Below are 19,937 nucleotides of genomic sequence, written 5' to 3'. Positions count from 1 at the left end.
ATTGTCTAAGGACCGAACAACACATGAAAAAGAACATTCTTGCGGCGCTAGTTAGTTTATCATGCGCATTAGGCACAACAGCAGCAAACGCTGAAGATTTACTACAAGTTTTTGAAATTGCAACGGCCAACGATCCTACCGTTTTAAAAGCAAAAGCCCAAGCAGACGCACAATCTTACCAAGCAGATACTGCAATGGCTGCATTATTGCCGCAAATTGGTTTAACAATGGGTTATACAAAAAGTGACTCAACCTCTTTTCAAAGTGTGACGGATTTATCAAACCAAGTTAAAGTCGAAAGCGACTCTGATCAGTTCACCCGTGGCCTTAGCTTAAGCCAAACTTTATTTGATTTGGGCGCATGGAACTCGTTAGACATTGCAGACAAACAAGCTTTGCAAGCAAATGCTCAATACGACTCGGCTAAACAAAACTTAATTGTTCGTGTTGCTGAAGGCTACTTTAACGTTTTAAGTGCGATTGATAACCTTGAATTTATTAAAACGGAAAAACGCGCCATCGAACGCCAGCTTGAACAAACTAAACAACGTTATGCTGTTGGTTTAACGGCAATTACCGATGTACACGAAGCACAAGCACAGTTCGACAACTCTGTTGCACAAGAAATTATTGCCAATAACTCAGTAGAAACAGCGCGTGAGCAACTACGAGAAATTACGGGTAAATACCACGCTAAGTTAGACTTTTTAAATACAGAGACATTTTCTACAACTAAGCCAGCTCGAGACTCTAGCGACTTTTTAAGTATTGCTAAAGATAAAAATATTAGCTTGCAAGTTGCTAAAGTAACCGTAGATATAGCGCAAGATCAAATTAAACTGGCAAGAGCGGGTCACTATCCAAAGCTAACCCTAAGCGCAAGTTATGGCGACTCTTTAACAGATACAGATATAAATGGTACAAGCCTAACTAGACAACCTCGTGCAGACTCAACCTCAGTAGGCCTTAACTTTAGCCTTCCTTTATACTCTGGGGGGGCAACAGTAGCAGCTACCGATCAAGCACGTGCATTTTACGTGGCAGCTAGCCAAGATTACGAAGCCAATTACCGCGCAATTACCCGCACGGTTATCACGTCTTACAATCAAGTAGTGTCTGACATTGCAACCTATAAAGCGCTAGAGCAAGCAGTTGTATCTGCCCAAAGTGCTTTAAAAGCAACAGAGGCAGGCTTTGAGGTCGGTACGCGTACAATTGTTGATGTACTTGTAAGCACACAAAACCTATACAATGCTAAACGTAACCTTGCTGATGTACGTTATCGTTATGTCCTGTCTACTCTGCGCTTAAAGCAAGCGGCGGGTACACTAACAAGCAAAGACCTGGAAGCTATAAACCAGGGTTTAAAAGCAGTCTAAGCAGTCAAAAAACACATACAAAGCCAGCTACATGCTGGCTTTTTGTATTTTACAGCGCTTAGCGTTAAACTAGCGTTTTTAATTTTAGAGCAATTTTTGTGGTCACCTCATCTCCTTTTAAAGCATCTTTTTTAGGCCCTCGATACTGGCTAACGTGGATTGGCGTTTTTTTCTTATACCTAATTTCTTGGCTTCCGCAAAAACTTCAATTAGCCCTGGGCAAACTACTTGGCCGTTTAGTTCATAAATACATGAAACGCCGCCGACACATTGCCGAAGTAAATATTAAACGCTGCTTTCCTGATATGAGCGACGAAGATCAAAAAGCATTGGTGCTAAAAAATATGGAAAACACTGGCATTGCGATGGTTGAAACCGGAATGGCATGGTGGTGGCCGCAGTGGCGAGCGAAAAAAGCTTTAGGGTCTTTAAAAGGGCTTGAACACTTTGAACGAGTGCAACAATCTGGAAAAGGCGTACTGTTACTAGTACCTCATGTTTTACACCTTGAAATGGCAGGCCGATTAATGGGATTGGGTTGTATGGGTATTGGTTTTTACCGCCCGCACAACAACCCATTAATGGAGTACTTTACAACTAATGGTCGCCTTCGCTCTAATGAATACTTGGTTGGTAAAAAGGACGTAAAAGGCTTACTAAAAGCCTTAAAAAATAAAAAAGTGTGCTACTACCTACCCGATCAAGACTATGGCCGTAACCGCTGCGAATTCGTCCCTTTTTATGCAGTGCAAGATACCGCAACTACAACAGGTACACTGATGTTCGCTGGCAGTAAAAATTGCGAAACTATGAGTTTGATTACCCGCCGAGATGAAAGTGGAAAGTACCATTTAGAAATTATTCCAGAGCTTGAAAACTTCCCAAGCGGTGATGACAAAGCCGATGTCACGCGTGTTAATCAACGCATGGAATTATCAATTAATGCCGCACCAGAACAATACATGTGGCTACATCGCCGTTTTAAAACGCGACCAGATAAAAATACTCCTTCATTTTACAATTAGTAATGGTATAACAATAACAGGAACAAATAAGGGTGGTTGTTGTAATGTGGTTTTGGATTAGGTACTTGTCATTTGCAGTCATATTAATAGCGCTTGCTGCGTACTTTTTAATGGGAAATGTTCCAACATTAGATTTAAAAGAATCTAAAAATGCCGCTGCCGAAGGATTATCTCGCTTTTATGCCTCGATTCGAAATCAAGTTAAAAGCAACAAAGAGCGCGACCAATACGTATTGAGTTTAAAAAAGCCAGATCAAACTGTCGATAGAGTTTTAGAACAGCGTACGCGCACTGTTACCCCCATGCCTGCAAGTTGGACAGGAAGTGTGGAGCCTAGGCGCTTCGAAAACGGTTCAACATTGAAAGATGTTTTAGTTGAGTATGCTAAAAGCGAAGGCATTGAGCTCTATTGGTACTTAAGTAAAGACTATGTCGTTAAAGATCATTTTAGGGTCGACAGTAATTTCACCTCAGCCCTGTACCAAGTAGGCAGAGCTATAAATGATGACTTTGAACACGAGGTTTACACCTACTTTTGTAATAAGCAAAGAGCGGCAGTAATTACTGAATTGCCCTCTGAGTTTGTGCGTGCTAACTGCTTAAAACTCAACATTTGAGTTAGATAAAAAATCACGCTTTTGCGTGATTTTTATATAAGTACATCACTTAGAGCGTGTTTGCTTATAAAGCAAACAAATATGATTGAACAAATCCTACAGCTCAAAAACCGCTTTCCAAATGGCAGTCACATTAGTGATGTCTTGTAAAAACTGCTCGCGTTCAACTAACTTTCCTTGCTGATCTAAGCTGAGTACGTGGTAACACGAACGGTAGTCAATATACGCTTTAATTAACTGCTGCTTTTGCTCTTTTGTAATACAGCCTATTTTAGCAGCATCAGTAAGTATTCTTACATTATCTGAAAATACACTTAGTTGCTCGCTATCGTGTGCATTTTTAAGAACAAGGTATTGCGTAATAAATTCAATGTCGGCCATGCCTCCAGCATCTTGTTTTAGGTCAAATAACTGCGTGTTACCTTTTGCAAGGTGGCCGCGCATTTTCTCTCGCATTTTAATGACATCATCTTTTAACACAGGCGTTTCACGCGCTTGGCAAAGTATATTTTTACGTATTTGCGAAAAGCGTTTTTCTAACTCATTTTGACCTAAAATAATACGAGCACGAACCAGCGCTTGATGCTCCCATGTCCACGCTTGTGTTTGTTGATAGTGATTAAAGCTCTCTAAATTGATAGCAAGTAAACCCGAAGCACCCTCTGGGCGAAGACGTGTATCTAACTCGTATAAAATACCCGACGCCGTTCGCGTATTAAATAAGTGCATTAAACGTTGGGCAAGTTTTAAATAAAACTGGCGAGAATCAATCGCTTTATCGCCATTGGTTTGACTCGAGCCATCGTGATTGTGAACAAACACAAGATCTAAATCTGAGTCGTAGCCCACTTCAAAACCACCCGTTTTACCATAGGCAATAACGGCAAAACCCTTGTGTTCATTGTCAGTGTTTGGCGGCATGCCAAAACGCTTTACCGTGTTATGCCATGCAATGTTTACGGCCTGCTCGACTATGGCTTCTGCCAATGCGGTTAAGTGATCGCTTACTTTCATAACATCCAGAACGCCAGTGGCGTCTGCGGCAGCTATCCGTAATTGATGAGTTTGTTTAAACTGCCTTAACGACTCCATTTGTAGCTCTAAATCGTCGTGCTCTATGCGTAAAAAATATTGACGTATTTCGTCTTTATAAGCGCTAAGTGGTGTTGGTTTATAAAGCACGGCAGGGTCAATTAATTCATCAAGTAAAATTGGGTAACGAGAAATATGCTCGCCAATCCACTTACTATGACAACACAAAGAAACTAACTGCTTTAACGTGCCTGGGTTTTCATATAGCAGTTCTAAGTAGGCAGTACGCGAAATAATTTTATTAAGAATTTGGCACACAGTACCAAATACTATGGCACTAGCATTAAAGTCGCTTAGCTGTTTAAGCATGGCTGGCATGAGTTTATCAAGAATCTCACGCCCTCGATTTCCAACTTTTACTTTAGACAAACGTAATTTAAAGTCTTGCAGTGGTTCTTGCCATTCGTCTTTAGGTTCATTTAAAAAACTGACATCACAATGATCCCACGCACTTATAAATGCACCTTCACACGTGTCTAGTGGCTCTGTTTCTTCCCCTATTACCTGAATAAACTCATTGTGTACCTGCGCCATTACATGCTCAATTTCATTTACTGACGCTGCAAAATCTGATTGTGCTAATAGATAATTTAATCGTTGTTGGTTTATTTCATCATCAGGCAAAGTTTGCGTTTGCTGGTCGTCGAATATTTGCAGGTATTGCTCTACTTTTCGTAAATAAAGATAATTACTTTTCAGCTCTTTTGCTTCGTCGTTATCAATAACTTGGTTTAGTGCTAACTGGTTTAACGCATTAAGTAATGATTGCGTCTGTAAATTAGCCTCTCGCCCGCCACGTACCATTTGCAGTGCTTGAACAATAAATTCAACTTCTCGTATTCCGCCAGCCCCCAGTTTTATATTATTGGTTAAACGTTTACGGCGAACTTCTTGCGCAATCATGAGTTTCATTTTACGAAGCGATTCAATAACTGAAAAATCAATATAGCGTCTGTATACGAAAGGTTTAAGCAATTGATTAAATTCATCCCAATAGTGATTGGGCTTACCAATTAAACGACTTTTAAGCATGGCGTAACGCTCCCAATCACGCCCTTGCTCTTGGTAATAATCTTCAATAGCGTTAAAACTCATGACCAATGGGCCACTTTCACCAAATGGCCTAAGGCGCATATCAACCCTAAATACCTGCCCATCCCCTGTTGTTTGGTTAAGTGCTGCTATTAGCTTTTGAGCCACTTTTGTGTAAAACACCTGCGCCTCAATACTTTTTCGCCCGCCTTGAGTTTTAACACTACGAGGGTATGCAAATATAAGGTCGATATCTGAAGAATAGTTAAGTTCTTTACCACCTAACTTGCCCATACCAAGTACCATTAAAGGCAAAGATTGCCCTTGCTCATCTATAGGCTCACCATTAAGTGTGGCCACTTGCGCATGGGCCCACTCGTTAGCGCTTTGAATTAACTTATCAGCAAGCTGGCTAATATACTCAATGCTATCTGCAATTGGGTTTTCACAACATAAATCTAAAAAAGCGACTTTAAGCCAGTATTTTTCACGATATTTGCGAAGTATTTGATGACACTGTGCTTCGTTTATATCTGCCAGTGTTAAGTTTTCGAAGGGGGAAGGTATGTCTCTACTTTTAATTTCGTCTTCACATAGTAACCCGCTTTTTAAATCAGGCTGAGACTGAATACAGCGCCAAGCAAAGTCGCTTAACGCTAATAACCTTACAACTTCGTTTTCTATAGGATGCTGCGGGTACAGCTGGTCATAGCGCTTTAACCCAAGTTTTTGTAATTGAATAGGAAGTTGTATTGCGTTACTCATCAATCCTCTCTTTTATATCATCAGTAACCGTACTAGAATGATTAAAACCTTAAAGGTTAACTCTAATTAGGACAACCATGTCATATTTATCTTTATCTAACACTAGTTTTGTTGCGATTACTATTAGTTTTGCTGTTATTTGCTTAACTATTTTTTCATTAAGAATAATAACTCAAATTAAATTAAAACAAGCGCTTAAAGATGAATTAGCCCAGCATGATAACTTTGCAATGGGGATCAATTTTGCTTCAGAGATTTCGGTTGTTATTGCAACCATTGCCTTTTTATTTGATGAAATAAGTGTAAGTACCGCACAATCTAATCCACTTAAAGTAGCAATATTAGTGTTGCTGTTGTTTTCATTTATAAAAGTGGGACATTTGATTCACCGAAAGTGGATTTTGCATCGTTTTAACGAAGAAGCTGCTATTTTAAAACAAAATGTATGCGCCGCCTTAGTAGACTCTGGCATGCTAATAGCTAATTTCATTATGACTTTAGGCCTTTACACATGGACCCACACTCAAGGCTTCAGTAACTTATTAATCGCGTTAGTCAGCTTTTTTTTACTGCAAGGTATGTTTGCACTTGATAGTAAAATACGCGAACATCGTTTTGCAAAAGCCAATCAAGGCGCTTCGCTACAAAGTAATTTTAATTTAGAAAATACCTCTATTGGTATTCGCTATGCTGGTAAATCAATTGGTTTAGCGCTTGCCTCGTATGCAGGCTTGTCGAGTGCTACGTTTCAAAACGGTAAAATGGTTGAAAACCTGTTTACACTGGTAATGCATTGCGGTGTAATGTGGATACTGTTATATGCGTTAACATTTATTGTAAAAAAAATATCACTACCCAATATTGATGCTGCACTTGAAGTTGATCATCAAGACAACATAGGTATTGCTTGTATTGAATTTGCTGTTTTTTGTGCAATAGGCTATTTACTAATTAGCATGTTTTCTATTTAACATTAAACATTTTTCGCTTGGGCTTACACAAAACTTGCTTACATAACACTTTGCTTAATTGCACTGGGACATTATGCCATTTGAAGTTACTAACTATCTATTAATCGATATAGATAACGAATTTAGCAGAGCGTTTGCTGGTCACTATTTTAATAGTGCAAAGCGAGATGCCCCAAGTACCTTAGTCATTGCAGGTGCCAATACTCGCCAGTTAGTTAAAATGATGTTTGATGAACTCATTAAAGATTATTGTTATTGCGATTTTGAAAACGAAATTAGCGTTTCTGAGCTTGCCAGTTATTTACATGAACATCACGACATTAAAGGTGTATTGTTTAATCAAACCGATTATTTACTGGCTGATGAAAAACAACGTTTTATTTATAACTCACTGCATGAAAAACGTTTTTTAGTCACTCAAGATGAAAGCGGTTTTGCTTTTAGCCCTGTAAAAGACGAAGGCTTTTCAAACCACCTATCTTGTCATACCGACATAGCCGATACATCAGTCGATATTATTGAGTTAACAGAGTTACTTAATAAACAATAAATAATTGCACCTAGCTCGCAGCTTACTTAACATAGCGGTATATAACTTTATCGCAAACTTATAAGTGAAATCACATGCGAGTTCCTCATATTTACCAAGCGTCTCCTATTACACTAAACACTCCCGTGTCACTCGATGACGATGCAGCTGGCCACATAGGCAGAGTACTTCGCATGAAAGTAGGCGAACATGTGTCTATTTTTAATGGCGAAGGTGGTGAATACCTAAGTGAAATTATAGAAGTGAGTAAAAAAAATGTAGTGGTTATGCCACAGCAGTTTAATCCTCACGACGTAGAATCACCATTAAAAATTCACTTAGGCCAATGCGTATCGCGTGGTGATAAAATGGATTTTACAATTCAAAAGTCCGTTGAGTTAGGTATTACCGAAATCACCCCTATTTTTAGTCAGCGCTGTGGCGTAAAGCTCATTGGCGACCGCCTTGATAAAAAGCATCAACAATGGCAAAAAATAGCGATTGCGGCAGCCGAGCAGTCAGGGCGTAATTATGTACCGGTTGTTCACCCCCCTATAGACATAAAACAGTGGCTTGAGCAATCAACTAACGCGATAAAGCTCACGCTTCATCCTCGCGCAGAACACAGCATTAAAACCATTACTGTACCTAAAGATGGCGTTCGGTTTTTAGTCGGCCCAGAAGGCGGCTTTACTGACGAAGAAATGGCACAAACTAAACAACAAGAATTTGTTGATATTCGTTTAGGGCCACGTGTTTTACGAACTGAAACCGCCGCTTTAACGGTCTTAAGTGCATTACAGCTACAATTTGGTGATTTAGCTAATTGAAATAGCTAAAAACACCCTCATATCAAAGCTATTAGTAAACTCTAGTAGTAATTACACATAGATTAAGGCACAGCGCATGGCAATTAAATTAGGTATTATTTCAGATCCTATTAGTGGGTTTAACATCAAAAAAGACACCGGCTTTGCAATGATGATGCAGGCGCAAGAGCGTGGCTACGAAATTTACTATATGGAGATGGATGATTTATCACTTCGTAAAGGTAAGTCTTATGCCACCGCTGCCAAAGCGCGTGTATTTAACAACGAAGAAAAATGGTACGAACTAGAAGAAAAAACCACCATTGCCCTTGCCGATCTTGATGTAATTTTAATGCGCAAAGATCCGCCGTTTGACACTGAATACATTTACGCAACGTATCTTTTAGAGCGCGCTGAAGATGAAGGCACGTTAATTATTAATAAACCACAAAGCTTGCGTGATGCTAACGAAAAGCTGTTTACTGCATGGTTTAGCGAACACACTCCAGATACCTTAGTTACGCGCAGCCAAAAACAAATTCGTGAATTTTTAGCTGAGCATAAAGACATTATTTTAAAGCCACTTGACGGTATGGGCGGCGCGTCTATTTTTCGTGTAAAAGAAGATGATGCAAACATAGGTGTTATTTGCGAAACTCTGACCGAACATGGCAGCCGTTATGCCATGGTACAAAATTATGTTCCTGCTATCACACAAGGCGATAAACGCGTTCTTGTGGTTGACGGCGAAGTCATTCCCTACTGCTTAGCACGTATTCCACAAAACGGAGAAACTCGCGGAAATCTTGCAGCAGGCGGTCGTGGTGAAGCTCGCCCATTGAGCGAGTCAGATATGAGAATTGCACAGGCCGTTGCGCCCACGCTTAAAGAAAAAGGCCTTGTATTTGTTGGCCTTGATATTATTGGCGACAAGCTAACCGAAATTAATGTAACAGCACCTACGTGTGTGCGTGAAATTGAAGCCGCGTATGATATATCAATCACAGGTATTCTTTTTGATGCTATTGAGAGAAAATTAGCTAAATAGTCTAGCCTCAGGTTAAATAAGTTAAAGTGACTGAACACAATGCGTTTAACGTTTAAATATTAATGCAGCACTTGCTGTATTAATATTTTAATAAAATCAGTTAACTTATTTAGTTATAAAATACAGGGTTGTGCCATACTCAAAATTCATTAACTGAAAGGGTGAAATCTATGCAGTCATTAGAAAATCATTTTTTAATCGCCATGCCGTCAATGCAAGACCCTTTTTTTAAACGTGCTGTTACGTATATTTGCGAGCACAATGAAGATGGGGCTATGGGATTGGTGATAAACCAACCCATCAACGTAACCGTTGGTGAGCTACTTGATAAAATAGAAATCGATAACGACAAAACCCAGCAAGCAGCTAAAGTAGCTGTGTTTGCAGGTGGTCCAGTTAAAACAGATAGAGGTTTTGTGCTTCACTCCCCTAAGCTCGGGTATACCTCAAGCCAAAAGCTCAGTAGTGATATTATGATCACCACCTCTAAAGACGTGCTAGCAAGTTTAACGACAGCACATGCCCCTGAGCAATTTATTATCACCTTAGGGTATGCAGGTTGGGAACAAGGCCAACTAGAACAAGAACTGCTTGATAACAGCTGGCTAATTATAGAAGCGGATCCGGCCATTATTTTTAACACGCCCGCTGAAAAACGATGGGAAAAAGCCGTTTCAATGCTTGGCTTTGATATAGGCCAACTCAGCCCTGAAGCCGGGCATGCTTAAATATCCCCTTTCTAAATTAAGTTCATAATATAAATTCACTTGGAAATAGATACGCTATTACAAGTGAATTTTTTTATGTAAACCTTTAACATAACGGCTTGAAAAGCAGCCTAAGTAAAACATTATCAATGACAAAAAGAACATTTAAGCCACAAGGCGAGCGCACCGTAATGGGATTTGATTTTGGCACTAAAAGTATTGGTATTGCCGTGGGGCAAGAACTCACTGGCAGCGCATCAAGCCTTAAAGCCGTAAAAGCGCAAGATGGTATTCCAAACTGGGATCATATCGCAGTGCAAGTAAACGAATGGCAGCCAGATTTAATGGTGGTCGGTTTACCGCTTAATATGGATGGCACTTCACAAGAGGTGACATTCAAAGCTAAAAAGTTTGCTAACAGATTACATAATCACTATGGCATTCCTGTGCAAACACAAGATGAGCGCCTAACAACTGCTGACGCAAAAGCCCGTTTATTTGAGCAAGGCGGTTATAAAAATTTAGGTAAAGGAAATGTAGATAATATGTCTGCGGTAATTATTTTAGAAAGTTTTTTTGAATCATTTTACGGTGAGTAACGCTGTAATTAGGTGTGTTAAATACTAAAAAAGCGCGGCTGGAAAGTCGCGCTTTTTTAATAACAATAACTAATTAGTTATCGTCATCCCCCATTCCATCAATAGTGACACCTTGTAAAAAGCCCGCACCTTGTTGTTCGTTATTGCGCAGTTTAATCATCAAGCGTAAGTCATTTGGTGAGTCAGCATGATGCAGTGCATCTGCATAATTAATACGTTGCTGCCTGTATAACTCAAAAAGGGCTTGGTCAAAGGTTTGCATGCCCATATCGTTAGATTTAGCCATGGCCTCTTTAATGCCGCCAATATCGCCGTTTTTAATCAGCTCTGCCACCATAGGTGAATTAAGTAATATTTCTATGGCGGCAACGCGGCCGTCACCATCTGAGGTAGGTATTAATTGTTGAGCTACAATGGCGCGTAAGTTAAGGGCTAGATCGTATTTTAGCTTGTCATGCTTTTCTTTTGGTACCAAATGCATAATACGGTCAATGGCTTGGTTGGCATTGTTGGCATGCAGTGTAGCCACACATAAATGCCCTGTTTCAGCAAAGCTTAATGCGTATTCCATGGTTTCTTGCGATCGTATTTCACCAATTAAAATAACATCAGGAGCTTGACGTAATGAGCTTTTAAGCGCCGACTCAAAACTATCTGTATCGAGCCCTACTTCGCGTTGGGTAATAATACTTTTGCGGTGCTCATGAACAAACTCAATAGGATCTTCAATTGTTAAAATATGACCCCGTTGATTTCGATTTCTGTAGCCAATTAAGGCTGCTAATGAGGTCGACTTACCGGTTCCTGTTCCACCAACAAACAAAACTAAACCGCGCTTAGCCATAATGACGTCGGTGAGTGTCGAGGGTAGGCCCAAATCACTGACATCGGGGATCTGTGTCACAATTCGGCGAATAACCATACCTGCTCTATCGCGCTGCCAAAACGCAGAAATACGAAAACGCCCTTCGTCGGTTGCAATAGCAAAGTTACATTCTTTAGTAGCATGAAACTCCGCTTTTTGCTTTTCGCTCATCGCAGACTCAACCAACTGCAGAGACTCTTCGTCAGTGAGTTTGTCATCGCCCAATTGAATTAGTTCACCGTTTATTTTTGCACTAACAGGTAAACGGCTAGATACAAATAAATCAGAGCCTTTTTTCTCAATCATAGTGATTAAGTAACGGTTTAAAGATAAAGTCATTCTAATTCCTTAACCACCAAATTGTGTTTTGTCTTGCGCTTTAGCTTGCGCTGCGGTGTTGGTCACAATGCCTCGGTTAACTAAGTTTGTTAAACATTGATCCATTGTTTGCATACCAATTGAGGCGCCAGTTTGAATAGACGAGTACATTTGTGCAATTTTGTCTTCACGAATTAAGTTACGTATGGCGGGTACACCAATCATAATTTCATGAGCTGCCACTCGCCCACCACCAATTTTTTTAAGGAGCGTTTGTGAAATAACCGCACGCAATGACTCAGACAACATAGAGCGTACCATTGCTTTTTCTTCACCAGGGAATACATCAATAATACGGTCAATGGTTTTGGGCGCTGAGGTTGTATGCAACGTACCAAACACTAAATGACCGGTTTCAGCAGCGGTCATCGCTAGGCGAATAGTTTCTAAATCACGCAGCTCACCCACTAATATAACATCGGGGTCTTCACGCAGCGCACTACGTAGTGCGTTTGAAAAACTGTGTGTATCACGATGTACTTCACGTTGGTTAACTAAGCTTAACTTGTTATCGTGAACAAATTCGATTGGATCTTCAATCGTTAAAATATGGTGATGCTTATTTTGATTTATGTAATCAACCATGGCCGCAAGTGTTGTTGATTTACCCGAACCTGTTGGCCCGGTAACAAGCACTAACCCACGCGGGTTATCTGATATTGTTTTAAAAATATCTGGCGCGCCTAAATCATCAAGTGTTAATACTTCACTCGGTATAGTACGAAATACTGCCGCGGGACCGCGGTTTGAATTAAAGGCATTAACACGAAAGCGAGCAAGATTAGGAACCTCAAACGAAAAATCCACCTCAAGGTTTTGTTCGTAATCTTTGCGCTGAGTATCGTTCATAATATCGTAAACTAAACTGTTTACGTCTTTATCTGCAAGGGCTGGTATATTAATGCGGCGAACATCACCATCTACGCGTATCATAGGTGAAACACCCGACGATAAATGTAAATCGGATGCATTGTGTTGCACACTAAACGCTAATAATTCGGTAATATCCATTTATGACTCCACAACTGGCTGATAATTATATGGTTACAATAGCAGAACGACTCACTTGCGCCTACGCAAGAATTTCAAACGCGGCAAAAAACACGCACAGAAGCAAAAATGAAATAACCTTACTGGCGGTGTCTAAAACCAAACCTAGCGACGATATCGTTGCTGCCTACAATTATGGCCAACGCCAGTTTGGTGAGTCTTATGTTCAAGAAGCTGTAGATAAAATAGCTCAACTGCACACATATAGCGATATCATTTGGCATTTCATTGGCCCTATCCAGTCAAATAAAAGTGCTTTAGTGGCAGAAAATTTTGATTGGGTACAAAGCGTTGATCGAATCAAAATAGCCAAGCGCCTCAGCGCTCAGCGCCCAACCAGTAAACCACCACTTAATGTACTTATTCAGGTAAATATTAGCGCCGAGGAGGCTAAATCAGGTTGTCATCCCAATGACATCGCAAATCTTGCTGAATTTATTAGCCAATGTGATCAGTTAAGATTACGTGGTTTGATGGCTATTCCTGCAAAAAGTGACGATCCAACGACACAAACTCAATATTTTGAGCAATTACAAACTTGCTTTGATAAACTAAAGGCCCAATATCCACAGTTAGACACTCTATCTATGGGTATGAGTAATGACGTTGAAGCCGCAATTAGTGCAGGCTCAACTATGGTGAGGATCGGAACAGACATTTTTGGAACACGAACTTAAAAGGTAAAAACAGATTTATGTCAGATAAAAAAATCGCATTTATAGGCACAGGTAACATGAGCTACGCTATTATTGGTGGCATGGTAAAAAACGGCTTTGACGCAAACAACATCATTGCGACTAACCGCAACCAAGAAAAGCTTGCAAAGGTAGCAGCCGATTTCAAGGTGCAAACCACCAGTGACAATAACGAAGCCCTACGCGATGCTGATGTAATTGTTTTGTCTGTAAAGCCACAAATGATGGGCGATTTATGTAAATCGTTTCAAGAGTCTGGCATCGATTTCAGTAATAAACTATTTATCTCAGTAGCTGCTGGTTTAACAGTAAGCCGCTTGCGCGAAATGCTAGGGCAAGATGTAAAAATTGTACGTTGCATGCCTAATACGCCGTCTTTATTAGGGCGTGGCGTCTCTGGCTTATTTGGCGCTGGCGAAACGCAGCAAGAACATGAATTTGTTCAACAAGTATTTGAGTGCACAGGTATTGTGGTGTGGGTCGAACAAGAAGCGCAAATTAACGATATCATTGCAGTAACAGGTTCATCACCAGCTTACTTTTTCTTATTTATGGAAGCCATTGAAGAAAAAGCAAAAGCGCTTGGCTTTAATGATGAAGATGCTCGTCGTTTAGTACAACAAACAGCACTAGGCGCAGCAGAAATGGCGTTAAGCCAACCAGAAATTAGCATTTCTCAGCTACGCGCAAACGTAACATCTAAAGGCGGTACTACACATGCCGCAGTTGAGTATTTAAAAGACGAAGGCTTAACTAAAACCGTTGGCGATGCGATGGATGCGTGTATTGCTCGAGCGATGCAAATGGAAAAAGAACTTTAAAACTACTTTATTATTAAAGGTTACACTATGAATGCCATGCAATTTTTGATCAGTACTCTGTTTGATTTGTTTTTAATGGTGGTACTACTGCGTTTTTGGCTACAGTGGGCAAAAGCCGATTTTTACAACCCAATGAGCCAATTTGTGGTTAAAGCAACGTCGTTTGCAGTCAACCCTTTACGTAAAATTATACCCGGGTTAGGTGGGCTTGATCTAGCCTCACTATTGCTGGCATTTATTGTAGCTATTGCCAAAATTAGTACTTTAATGTTGGTAATTTACGGCGCATGGGCTGCGCAACCCGTGTTTATTCAAGCTCTAATTACCGTAATAAAAGAAGGCTTAAACTTAGTATTTTGGGTATTAATTATCCGTGCTATTTTAAGCTGGGTAAGCCAAGGCTACAACCCTATTGAAGCTGTTTTCCACCAGCTTACTGAGCCAATGCTCAAGCCACTTCGTAAAATTATTCCACCAATGGGTGGGTTAGATTTATCAGTACTTGTATTAATTATTGGTATTCAGTTTTTGCAAATGCTGTTAATGGACTTTTTAGCTTAAGCTTTTGTTTTAAGTAAAAGAGGCCTTATGGCCTCTTTTTTATATTTTTGGAGTGAACAATGAATCGGTTAATTAAATTTTGTTTTATTGCTTGTTTAACATTCGCATTTAACGCACACAGCGAACAAACATTGGGCGGGCAATATAAAGAACTTGGCCCGTGGCAAGTACATTACATAGCTTTTCCATCAACCTTTATTCAGCCACAAATTGCCAAGGCTTATGGGCTTGAGCGCAGTGGCTATAAAGGGATTGTTAATATTTCTGTGTTAAAAAACAATACAGGCAACGCAGCTCAAAAGGCCAAGTTATCTGGCACAGCCAGAAACCTACTTGGCAACAAACAAACGCTTAACTTTAAAGAAGTAATTGAAGGCGAGTCGATTTATTACCTTGCCCAAGTCGATTTTACAAACGAAGAAATACTGCGCTTTGAAATTGAAATACAGCAAAGCAATCAATTTCAAACACTGCAATTTCAGCAAAAATTTTACGTAGATAAATAATATTATGAACAAAACTTTAGTCCTTGCCACGGGTAACCCTGGCAAAGTAAGTGAGCTGGCCAACATGTTAAGCCCACTTAATATTAATGTAGTTCCACAAAGTGATTTTAACGTTGGCGAAGTAGCCGAAACAGGTACTACCTTTGTTGAAAATGCTATTATTAAAGCCCGTCATGCAGCTAAAATTACGGGTATGCCAGCCATAGCTGATGATTCCGGCTTAGAGGTTGATGGTTTAAATGGTGCACCGGGGGTTTACTCTGCTCGCTTTGCTGGTGAGAGCGCAAGCGATCAAGACAACATAGATAAACTACTTAATGATTTAGGTAATAACCCAAATCGTAAAGCGCGTTTTTGGTGTGTATTAGTATTAATGCGCCACGCCGATGACCCTACCCCGCTTATTTGCAGCGCAAGCTGGGAAGGCGAAATTACACAAACCCAACATGGCGAAGGCGGGTTTGGTTACGACCCGGTATTTTTTGTTGAAGAGCAAAACTGTACCAGCGCCGAGTTAACCAAAGAGCATAAAAATGCTGTGAGCCACCGCGGTCAAGCACTACAGGCTTTGCTAAATGAGCTACAACTAAAAGGCGGCCTGTGACTCTTCCTCCTCTAAGTTTATATGTGCACGTACCTTGGTGTGTGCAAAAGTGCCCCTATTGCGATTTTAATAGCCATGGACAAAAAGGTGACATACCAGAAGCCGAATATGTTCAGCATTTAATAGACGATTTAAAAGCCGACTTACACTTAGTGCAAGGGCGCAAAATTCACAGTATATTTATTGGTGGCGGTACGCCAAGTTTATTAACTGGTGATGCTTACAAACGCCTACTAAGCGAAGTAGATAGCCTTATAGGCCTCACTGATAACTGTGAAATAACCCTCGAAGCAAACCCAGGTACAGTAGAAACAGGCCGCTTTAAAGAGTACGTAAAAGCGGGTATAAACCGCATTTCAATTGGCATACAAAGCCTGCAAAGCGACAAGTTAAAAGCGCTTGGCCGCATTCATGGTGCTAACGAAGCGACCTATGCAGCAGAGCAAGCCAAGGAGGCTGGTTTAAATAGCTTTAATCTTGATTTAATGCACGGCTTACCAGGGCAAACCCTAGACGATGCATTAAGTGATTTAAGGCAAATTATTGCCCTCGATCCGCCACATATTTCGTGGTACCAACTTACCATAGAGCCCAATACTCAGTTTGCATCTAAACCGCCAACACTTCCTCAAGATGAAACTCTGTGGGATATTCAAGAACAAGGCCAAACACTACTTGCAGAAGCAGGTTATATACAATACGAAATTTCAGGGTATGCAAAACCGGGCTATCAATGCCAACATAACTTAAATTATTGGCGGTTTGGCGATTATCTGGGGATTGGCTGTGGTGCCCATGGTAAGGTTACCAATGCAAAAACCGGCATAATTACCCGAACTGAAAAGGTCAAACATCCCCGTGGCTACATGGATATGGTAAAGACTTATTTGTATAAAAGCTGGCACGTTGAGCAAGACGATTTGGCCTTTGAGTTTTTTATGAATCGCTTTCGCCTTGTCGAACCATGCCCGATTGAAGACTACAGTGCGCTAACTAATCAGCCATTGCAAAGCCAACAAGCAGCTTTAAATAAAGCCATAAACACCGGTTTATTAATAGAAAAAGACGGTCACTGGCAAGTGAGCCTTAAAGGGCATCGCTTTTTAAATGACCTGCTAGAATTGTTCGTATAATGCATTGGGCGTTATACATCATGTAAAGCGAATACATGAAAAATTAAAATACCCTAATGGGTTTCTAACAACAAAAGGGAAAACAATGCGTAAACTTACCTTTATTGCGGCAGCTGTGAGTGTTGCACTCCTTGCTGGTTGCCAACAAGCACCACAACAATCTGTAACAACCCCAATTGTACAAGCGCAACCTGTACAAAGCGAAATTGACAAAGCCAATGCGTTTTTTGAAGATACCTTTAACCGTGATGTGATGAGCAGCCCGGTTTACCAAACTTACATGGGTATTAAAAAAGATTACGATAAGTGGGATGACGGCAGCGAAGAGCAAAAACTCAAAGACCTCGCTGAAACTAAAGCCGACTTAGTTGCCCTAAACGCGATTAACCGCGACCTGCTAGACGATGCAACTAAAGTAAGCTACGACTTAAAAAAACAAGACTTAGAAAGCTCAATTGCTGACTTTAAATGGCGTTACCACAACTACCCTGTAAACCAAATGTTTGGTACACACTCTATGGTGCCTGCATTTTTAATAAATCAGCATTCAATTAGTAATGTTAAAGAAGCAAAAGACTACATTTCGCGTTTAAATGGGGTGCCTACGGTATTTGACCAATTGGTAACTGATTTAGAAACACGAGCAGACAAAGGCATTATTGCGCCTAAGTTTGTGTTTCCACATGTTATTGATTCAAGCAAAAACATTATTCAAGGTGCACCATTTGAAAAAGGTGACGATTCAACACTTTTAGCAGACTTCAAACGCAAAGTAACGGCACTTGAAATCAGCCAAGACGAAAAAGATGCACTTATCAGTGAGGCAACTGACGCGTTAAAATCAGCAGTTAAACCAGCTTACTCAAAGCTTATTAACTACCTAGCACAACTTGAAAAACGTGCTGACGACCGTGATGGTGCTTGGAAATTACCTGAAGGTAATACCTTTTACAATAATGCACTTAAACGCACAACTACCACTGATTTAACTGCAAAAGAAATTCATGCTATTGGGCTATCAGAAGTAAGCCGTATACATGACGAAATGCGTGAGATTAAAGATAAAGTAGGCTTTAAGGGCGATTTAAAAGCGTTTATGCAGTTTATGAAAACTGATAAGCAATTTTACTACCCAAATACAGCAGAGGGTAAACAACGCTACCTTGACGAAGCAACAGCCATGATCGACACAATGAAAGTGCGTCTTGATGAGCTATTTATTGTGAAGCCAAAAGCCGACCTTAAAGTAAAAGCAGTTGAAGCTTTCCGTGAAAAAGCGGCGGGTAAAGCATTTTACCAACAGCCTGCGCCAGATGGTTCACGCCCAGGTATTTACTACGCAAATCTTTATGACATGGAAGCGATGCCAACGTACCAAATGGAAGCACTGGCTTACCATGAGGGTATTCCGGGTCACCACATGCAAATAGCTATTTCGCAAGAACTAGAAGGTGTGCCTAAGTTCCGTAAGTTTGGCGGCTACACAGCCTACATTGAAGGTTGGGGTTTATACTCTGAGCTTGTACCTAAAGAAATGGGTATGTACTCAGACCCATACTCAGACTTTGGTCGTCTTTCTATGGAATTATGGCGCGCGTGCCGTTTAGTGGTTGATACAGGTATTCACGCAATGAAGTGGACTCGCCAAGAAGGGATTGATTACTACGTGAATAACACCCCTAATGCCACTTCTGACGGCGTTAAAATGGTTGAACGTCACATTGTAATGCCTTCGCAAGCAACGGCTTACAAAGTAGGTATGTTGAAAATTTTAGAACTACGTGAAGACGCTAAAAAGCAACTTGGCGACAAGTTTGATATTCGTCAGTTCCACGATGTAGTGCTAAAAAATGGCCCTGTGCCACTAAACGTACTAGAAAACTTTGTAAATGAATGGGTAGCAAGCAAAAAAGCTTAATCCCAATTTATAAAGCTAACTAAAAGGTCGCTTATGCGGCCTTTTTTGTATTTTGTACCAATTGGCAATAATAGGTTAAGCTAAACAAAAGGTATTTAAGAGGCGCAAAAATTATGGAGTTATGCATACAGTTACTTAACGCACGTATTTCAAAGCATCAATTAAATGAACTTGATAATGACTTTAAGCAGTTAAACCAAGCACAACAAACATTACAGCTTAATCATCTATACGAAAGCGCTTTGCGTATGAGTATTAAGTACGATTTTATGCAAAATGTAGCAACACGTATTTTAACAAGCAATACCCCACCTGCACCTTTTATTAATCAGTTAACAACCACAGATGCCTTGACGTTTTTTACTCCGGCGCTTAGAGAAAGTAAGGGCTTCTTGGCACAAGATACCCAAGGCAATAATGTGTTACACACTGTATTTAAACACGCTAATGCCCAAAAGCTGGCATTTAACTATATACGCTCATTAATGTTATTTGAATCTAATGACGACTTAGTAAAAGCGCTTGCCCAACCCAATGCTCGTGGCTTAACACCTGTTGCTTGTTATATTGCGTATGCAAATAAACCAAGCACGCCGGTTAAGCATGAATTTTCAGCACTGTTAGCCCTGATGGAAATAGAACAAAAACAAAACCCAACAGCTAAACAGCACTTGGCAAATATATTAAAAGGAACAGATCTTAACGAAACCAGTATTTTACTTAGTGCTGCTTACCTGCAACGTTCAACCGCGCAAGTTGCACATTTAGTTAAAGCGGTTTAGGTCGTGAGAACCTTGATAGATTAAGCGTTGGCTAATCGAGTAACTATTTTA

General features: G+C 40.3%; 20 protein-coding genes. 17 read left to right on the top strand and 3 right to left on the bottom strand.

Annotation, left to right across the window (positions count from 1 at the left end; all coding sequences use genetic code 11):
• Nucleotides 1-23: 23 nt before the first annotated feature.
• The 3 genes from tolC (at nt 24) to MTF67_RS11825 (ending at nt 3,021) form a co-directional block, all read left to right on the top strand.
• Complete coding sequence (tolC, locus tag MTF67_RS11835; RefSeq protein ID WP_248519622.1) at nt 24-1,379, top strand: outer membrane channel protein TolC; 1,356 nt, start codon at nt 24-26, stop codon at nt 1,377-1,379.
• Nucleotides 1,380-1,477: 98 nt separating this feature from the next.
• Nucleotides 1,478-2,404 carry an LpxL/LpxP family Kdo(2)-lipid IV(A) lauroyl/palmitoleoyl acyltransferase gene (gene lpxL, locus MTF67_RS11830; RefSeq protein WP_248519621.1) on the top strand — a complete coding sequence of 309 codons (927 nt, stop codon included), beginning with the start codon at nt 1,478-1,480 and terminating at the stop codon, nt 2,402-2,404.
• Between the two features lie 44 nt (nt 2,405-2,448).
• Nucleotides 2,449-3,021, top strand: coding sequence for a toxin co-regulated pilus biosynthesis Q family protein (locus tag MTF67_RS11825; protein ID WP_033025327.1), 573 nt, complete (start codon nt 2,449-2,451; stop codon nt 3,019-3,021).
• A gap of 96 nt (nt 3,022-3,117) precedes the next feature.
• Here the strand turns inward: MTF67_RS11825 and glnE are convergent, their stop codons facing one another.
• Nucleotides 3,118-5,910 (bottom strand): bifunctional [glutamate--ammonia ligase]-adenylyl-L-tyrosine phosphorylase/[glutamate--ammonia-ligase] adenylyltransferase, encoded by a 2,793-nt coding sequence (gene glnE, locus MTF67_RS11820; protein ID WP_248519620.1) that lies wholly within the window; start codon nt 5,908-5,910, stop codon nt 3,118-3,120.
• 77 nt (nt 5,911-5,987) lie between these two features.
• Here glnE and MTF67_RS11815 point away from each other — a divergent pair, with 77 nt between their 5' ends.
• From MTF67_RS11815 to ruvX, 6 genes are all read left to right on the top strand, one after another.
• On the top strand, nt 5,988-6,881 hold the full coding sequence (locus MTF67_RS11815) for a hypothetical protein (RefSeq protein WP_006793184.1): 894 nt from the start codon (nt 5,988-5,990) through the stop codon (nt 6,879-6,881).
• A 73-nt stretch (nt 6,882-6,954) separates the two neighbouring features.
• Nucleotides 6,955-7,431 (top strand): hypothetical protein, encoded by a 477-nt coding sequence (locus MTF67_RS11810; protein WP_006793185.1) that lies wholly within the window; start codon nt 6,955-6,957, stop codon nt 7,429-7,431.
• Nucleotides 7,432-7,505: 74 nt separating this feature from the next.
• On the top strand, nt 7,506-8,240 hold the full coding sequence (rsmE, locus tag MTF67_RS11805; protein ID WP_248519619.1) for a 16S rRNA (uracil(1498)-N(3))-methyltransferase: 735 nt from the start codon (nt 7,506-7,508) through the stop codon (nt 8,238-8,240).
• A 76-nt stretch (nt 8,241-8,316) separates the two neighbouring features.
• Entirely contained in the window at nt 8,317-9,267 is a 951-nt protein-coding gene (gene gshB, locus MTF67_RS11800) for a glutathione synthase (protein WP_008132396.1), read from the top strand.
• A gap of 170 nt (nt 9,268-9,437) precedes the next feature.
• Nucleotides 9,438-9,995 (top strand): YqgE/AlgH family protein, encoded by a 558-nt coding sequence (locus MTF67_RS11795; protein WP_008132397.1) that lies wholly within the window; start codon nt 9,438-9,440, stop codon nt 9,993-9,995.
• 128 nt (nt 9,996-10,123) lie between these two features.
• On the top strand, nt 10,124-10,573 hold the full coding sequence (gene ruvX / locus MTF67_RS11790) for a Holliday junction resolvase RuvX (RefSeq protein WP_006793189.1): 450 nt from the start codon (nt 10,124-10,126) through the stop codon (nt 10,571-10,573).
• A gap of 73 nt (nt 10,574-10,646) precedes the next feature.
• Here ruvX and MTF67_RS11785 read toward each other — a convergent pair whose 3' ends face one another.
• Together MTF67_RS11785 and MTF67_RS11780 are read right to left on the bottom strand one after the other, a co-directional pair.
• Nucleotides 10,647-11,777 (bottom strand): PilT/PilU family type 4a pilus ATPase, encoded by a 1,131-nt coding sequence (locus tag MTF67_RS11785; RefSeq protein WP_006793190.1) that lies wholly within the window; start codon nt 11,775-11,777, stop codon nt 10,647-10,649.
• 9 nt (nt 11,778-11,786) lie between these two features.
• On the bottom strand, nt 11,787-12,827 hold the full coding sequence (locus MTF67_RS11780; protein WP_006793191.1) for a type IV pilus twitching motility protein PilT: 1,041 nt from the start codon (nt 12,825-12,827) through the stop codon (nt 11,787-11,789).
• Between the two features lie 2 nt (nt 12,828-12,829).
• Between MTF67_RS11780 and MTF67_RS11775 the strand changes: the two genes are divergently transcribed.
• The 8 genes from MTF67_RS11775 to MTF67_RS11740 all read left to right on the top strand — a co-directional run bounded on the left by MTF67_RS11775 (nt 12,830) and on the right by MTF67_RS11740 (nt 19,886).
• Complete coding sequence (locus tag MTF67_RS11775; RefSeq protein ID WP_282447179.1) at nt 12,830-13,543, top strand: YggS family pyridoxal phosphate-dependent enzyme; 714 nt, start codon at nt 12,830-12,832, stop codon at nt 13,541-13,543.
• 17 nt (nt 13,544-13,560) lie between these two features.
• On the top strand, nt 13,561-14,382 hold the full coding sequence (gene proC / locus MTF67_RS11770) for a pyrroline-5-carboxylate reductase (protein WP_248519618.1): 822 nt from the start codon (nt 13,561-13,563) through the stop codon (nt 14,380-14,382).
• A gap of 27 nt (nt 14,383-14,409) precedes the next feature.
• Nucleotides 14,410-14,943 carry a YggT family protein gene (locus tag MTF67_RS11765; RefSeq protein WP_006793194.1) on the top strand — a complete coding sequence of 178 codons (534 nt, stop codon included), beginning with the start codon at nt 14,410-14,412 and terminating at the stop codon, nt 14,941-14,943.
• Nucleotides 14,944-15,002: 59 nt separating this feature from the next.
• Nucleotides 15,003-15,449: a DUF4426 domain-containing protein gene (locus MTF67_RS11760; RefSeq protein WP_248519617.1), complete on the top strand. Its 447-nt coding sequence runs from the start codon at nt 15,003-15,005 to the stop codon at nt 15,447-15,449.
• Between the two features lie 4 nt (nt 15,450-15,453).
• Nucleotides 15,454-16,053 (top strand): XTP/dITP diphosphatase, encoded by a 600-nt coding sequence (locus MTF67_RS11755; RefSeq protein WP_248519616.1) that lies wholly within the window; start codon nt 15,454-15,456, stop codon nt 16,051-16,053.
• A complete protein-coding gene (gene hemW, locus MTF67_RS11750) occupies nt 16,050-17,186 on the top strand; it encodes a radical SAM family heme chaperone HemW (protein WP_248519615.1) in 1,137 nt (378 codons plus the stop codon). The genes MTF67_RS11755 and hemW overlap by 4 nt, the downstream gene beginning before the upstream one ends.
• Nucleotides 17,187-17,271: 85 nt before the next feature.
• The gene (locus MTF67_RS11745; protein WP_248519614.1) at nt 17,272-19,104 is read left to right on the top strand and encodes a DUF885 domain-containing protein; all 1,833 of its coding nucleotides are present in this window, start codon (nt 17,272-17,274) and stop codon (nt 19,102-19,104) included.
• A 113-nt stretch (nt 19,105-19,217) separates the two neighbouring features.
• Nucleotides 19,218-19,886, top strand: a complete 669-nt coding sequence (locus tag MTF67_RS11740; RefSeq protein WP_248519613.1) for a hypothetical protein — start codon at nt 19,218-19,220, stop codon at nt 19,884-19,886.
• Nucleotides 19,887-19,937: the final 51 nt, after the last annotated feature.

Source organism: Pseudoalteromonas sp. 2CM32C (assembly GCF_023161925.1).
Taxonomy (GTDB): domain Bacteria; phylum Pseudomonadota; class Gammaproteobacteria; order Enterobacterales; family Alteromonadaceae; genus Pseudoalteromonas; species Pseudoalteromonas marina.
The sequence above is the reverse complement of the archived record's forward strand: the minus strand, read 5'-3'. Positions and strand labels throughout refer to the sequence as shown.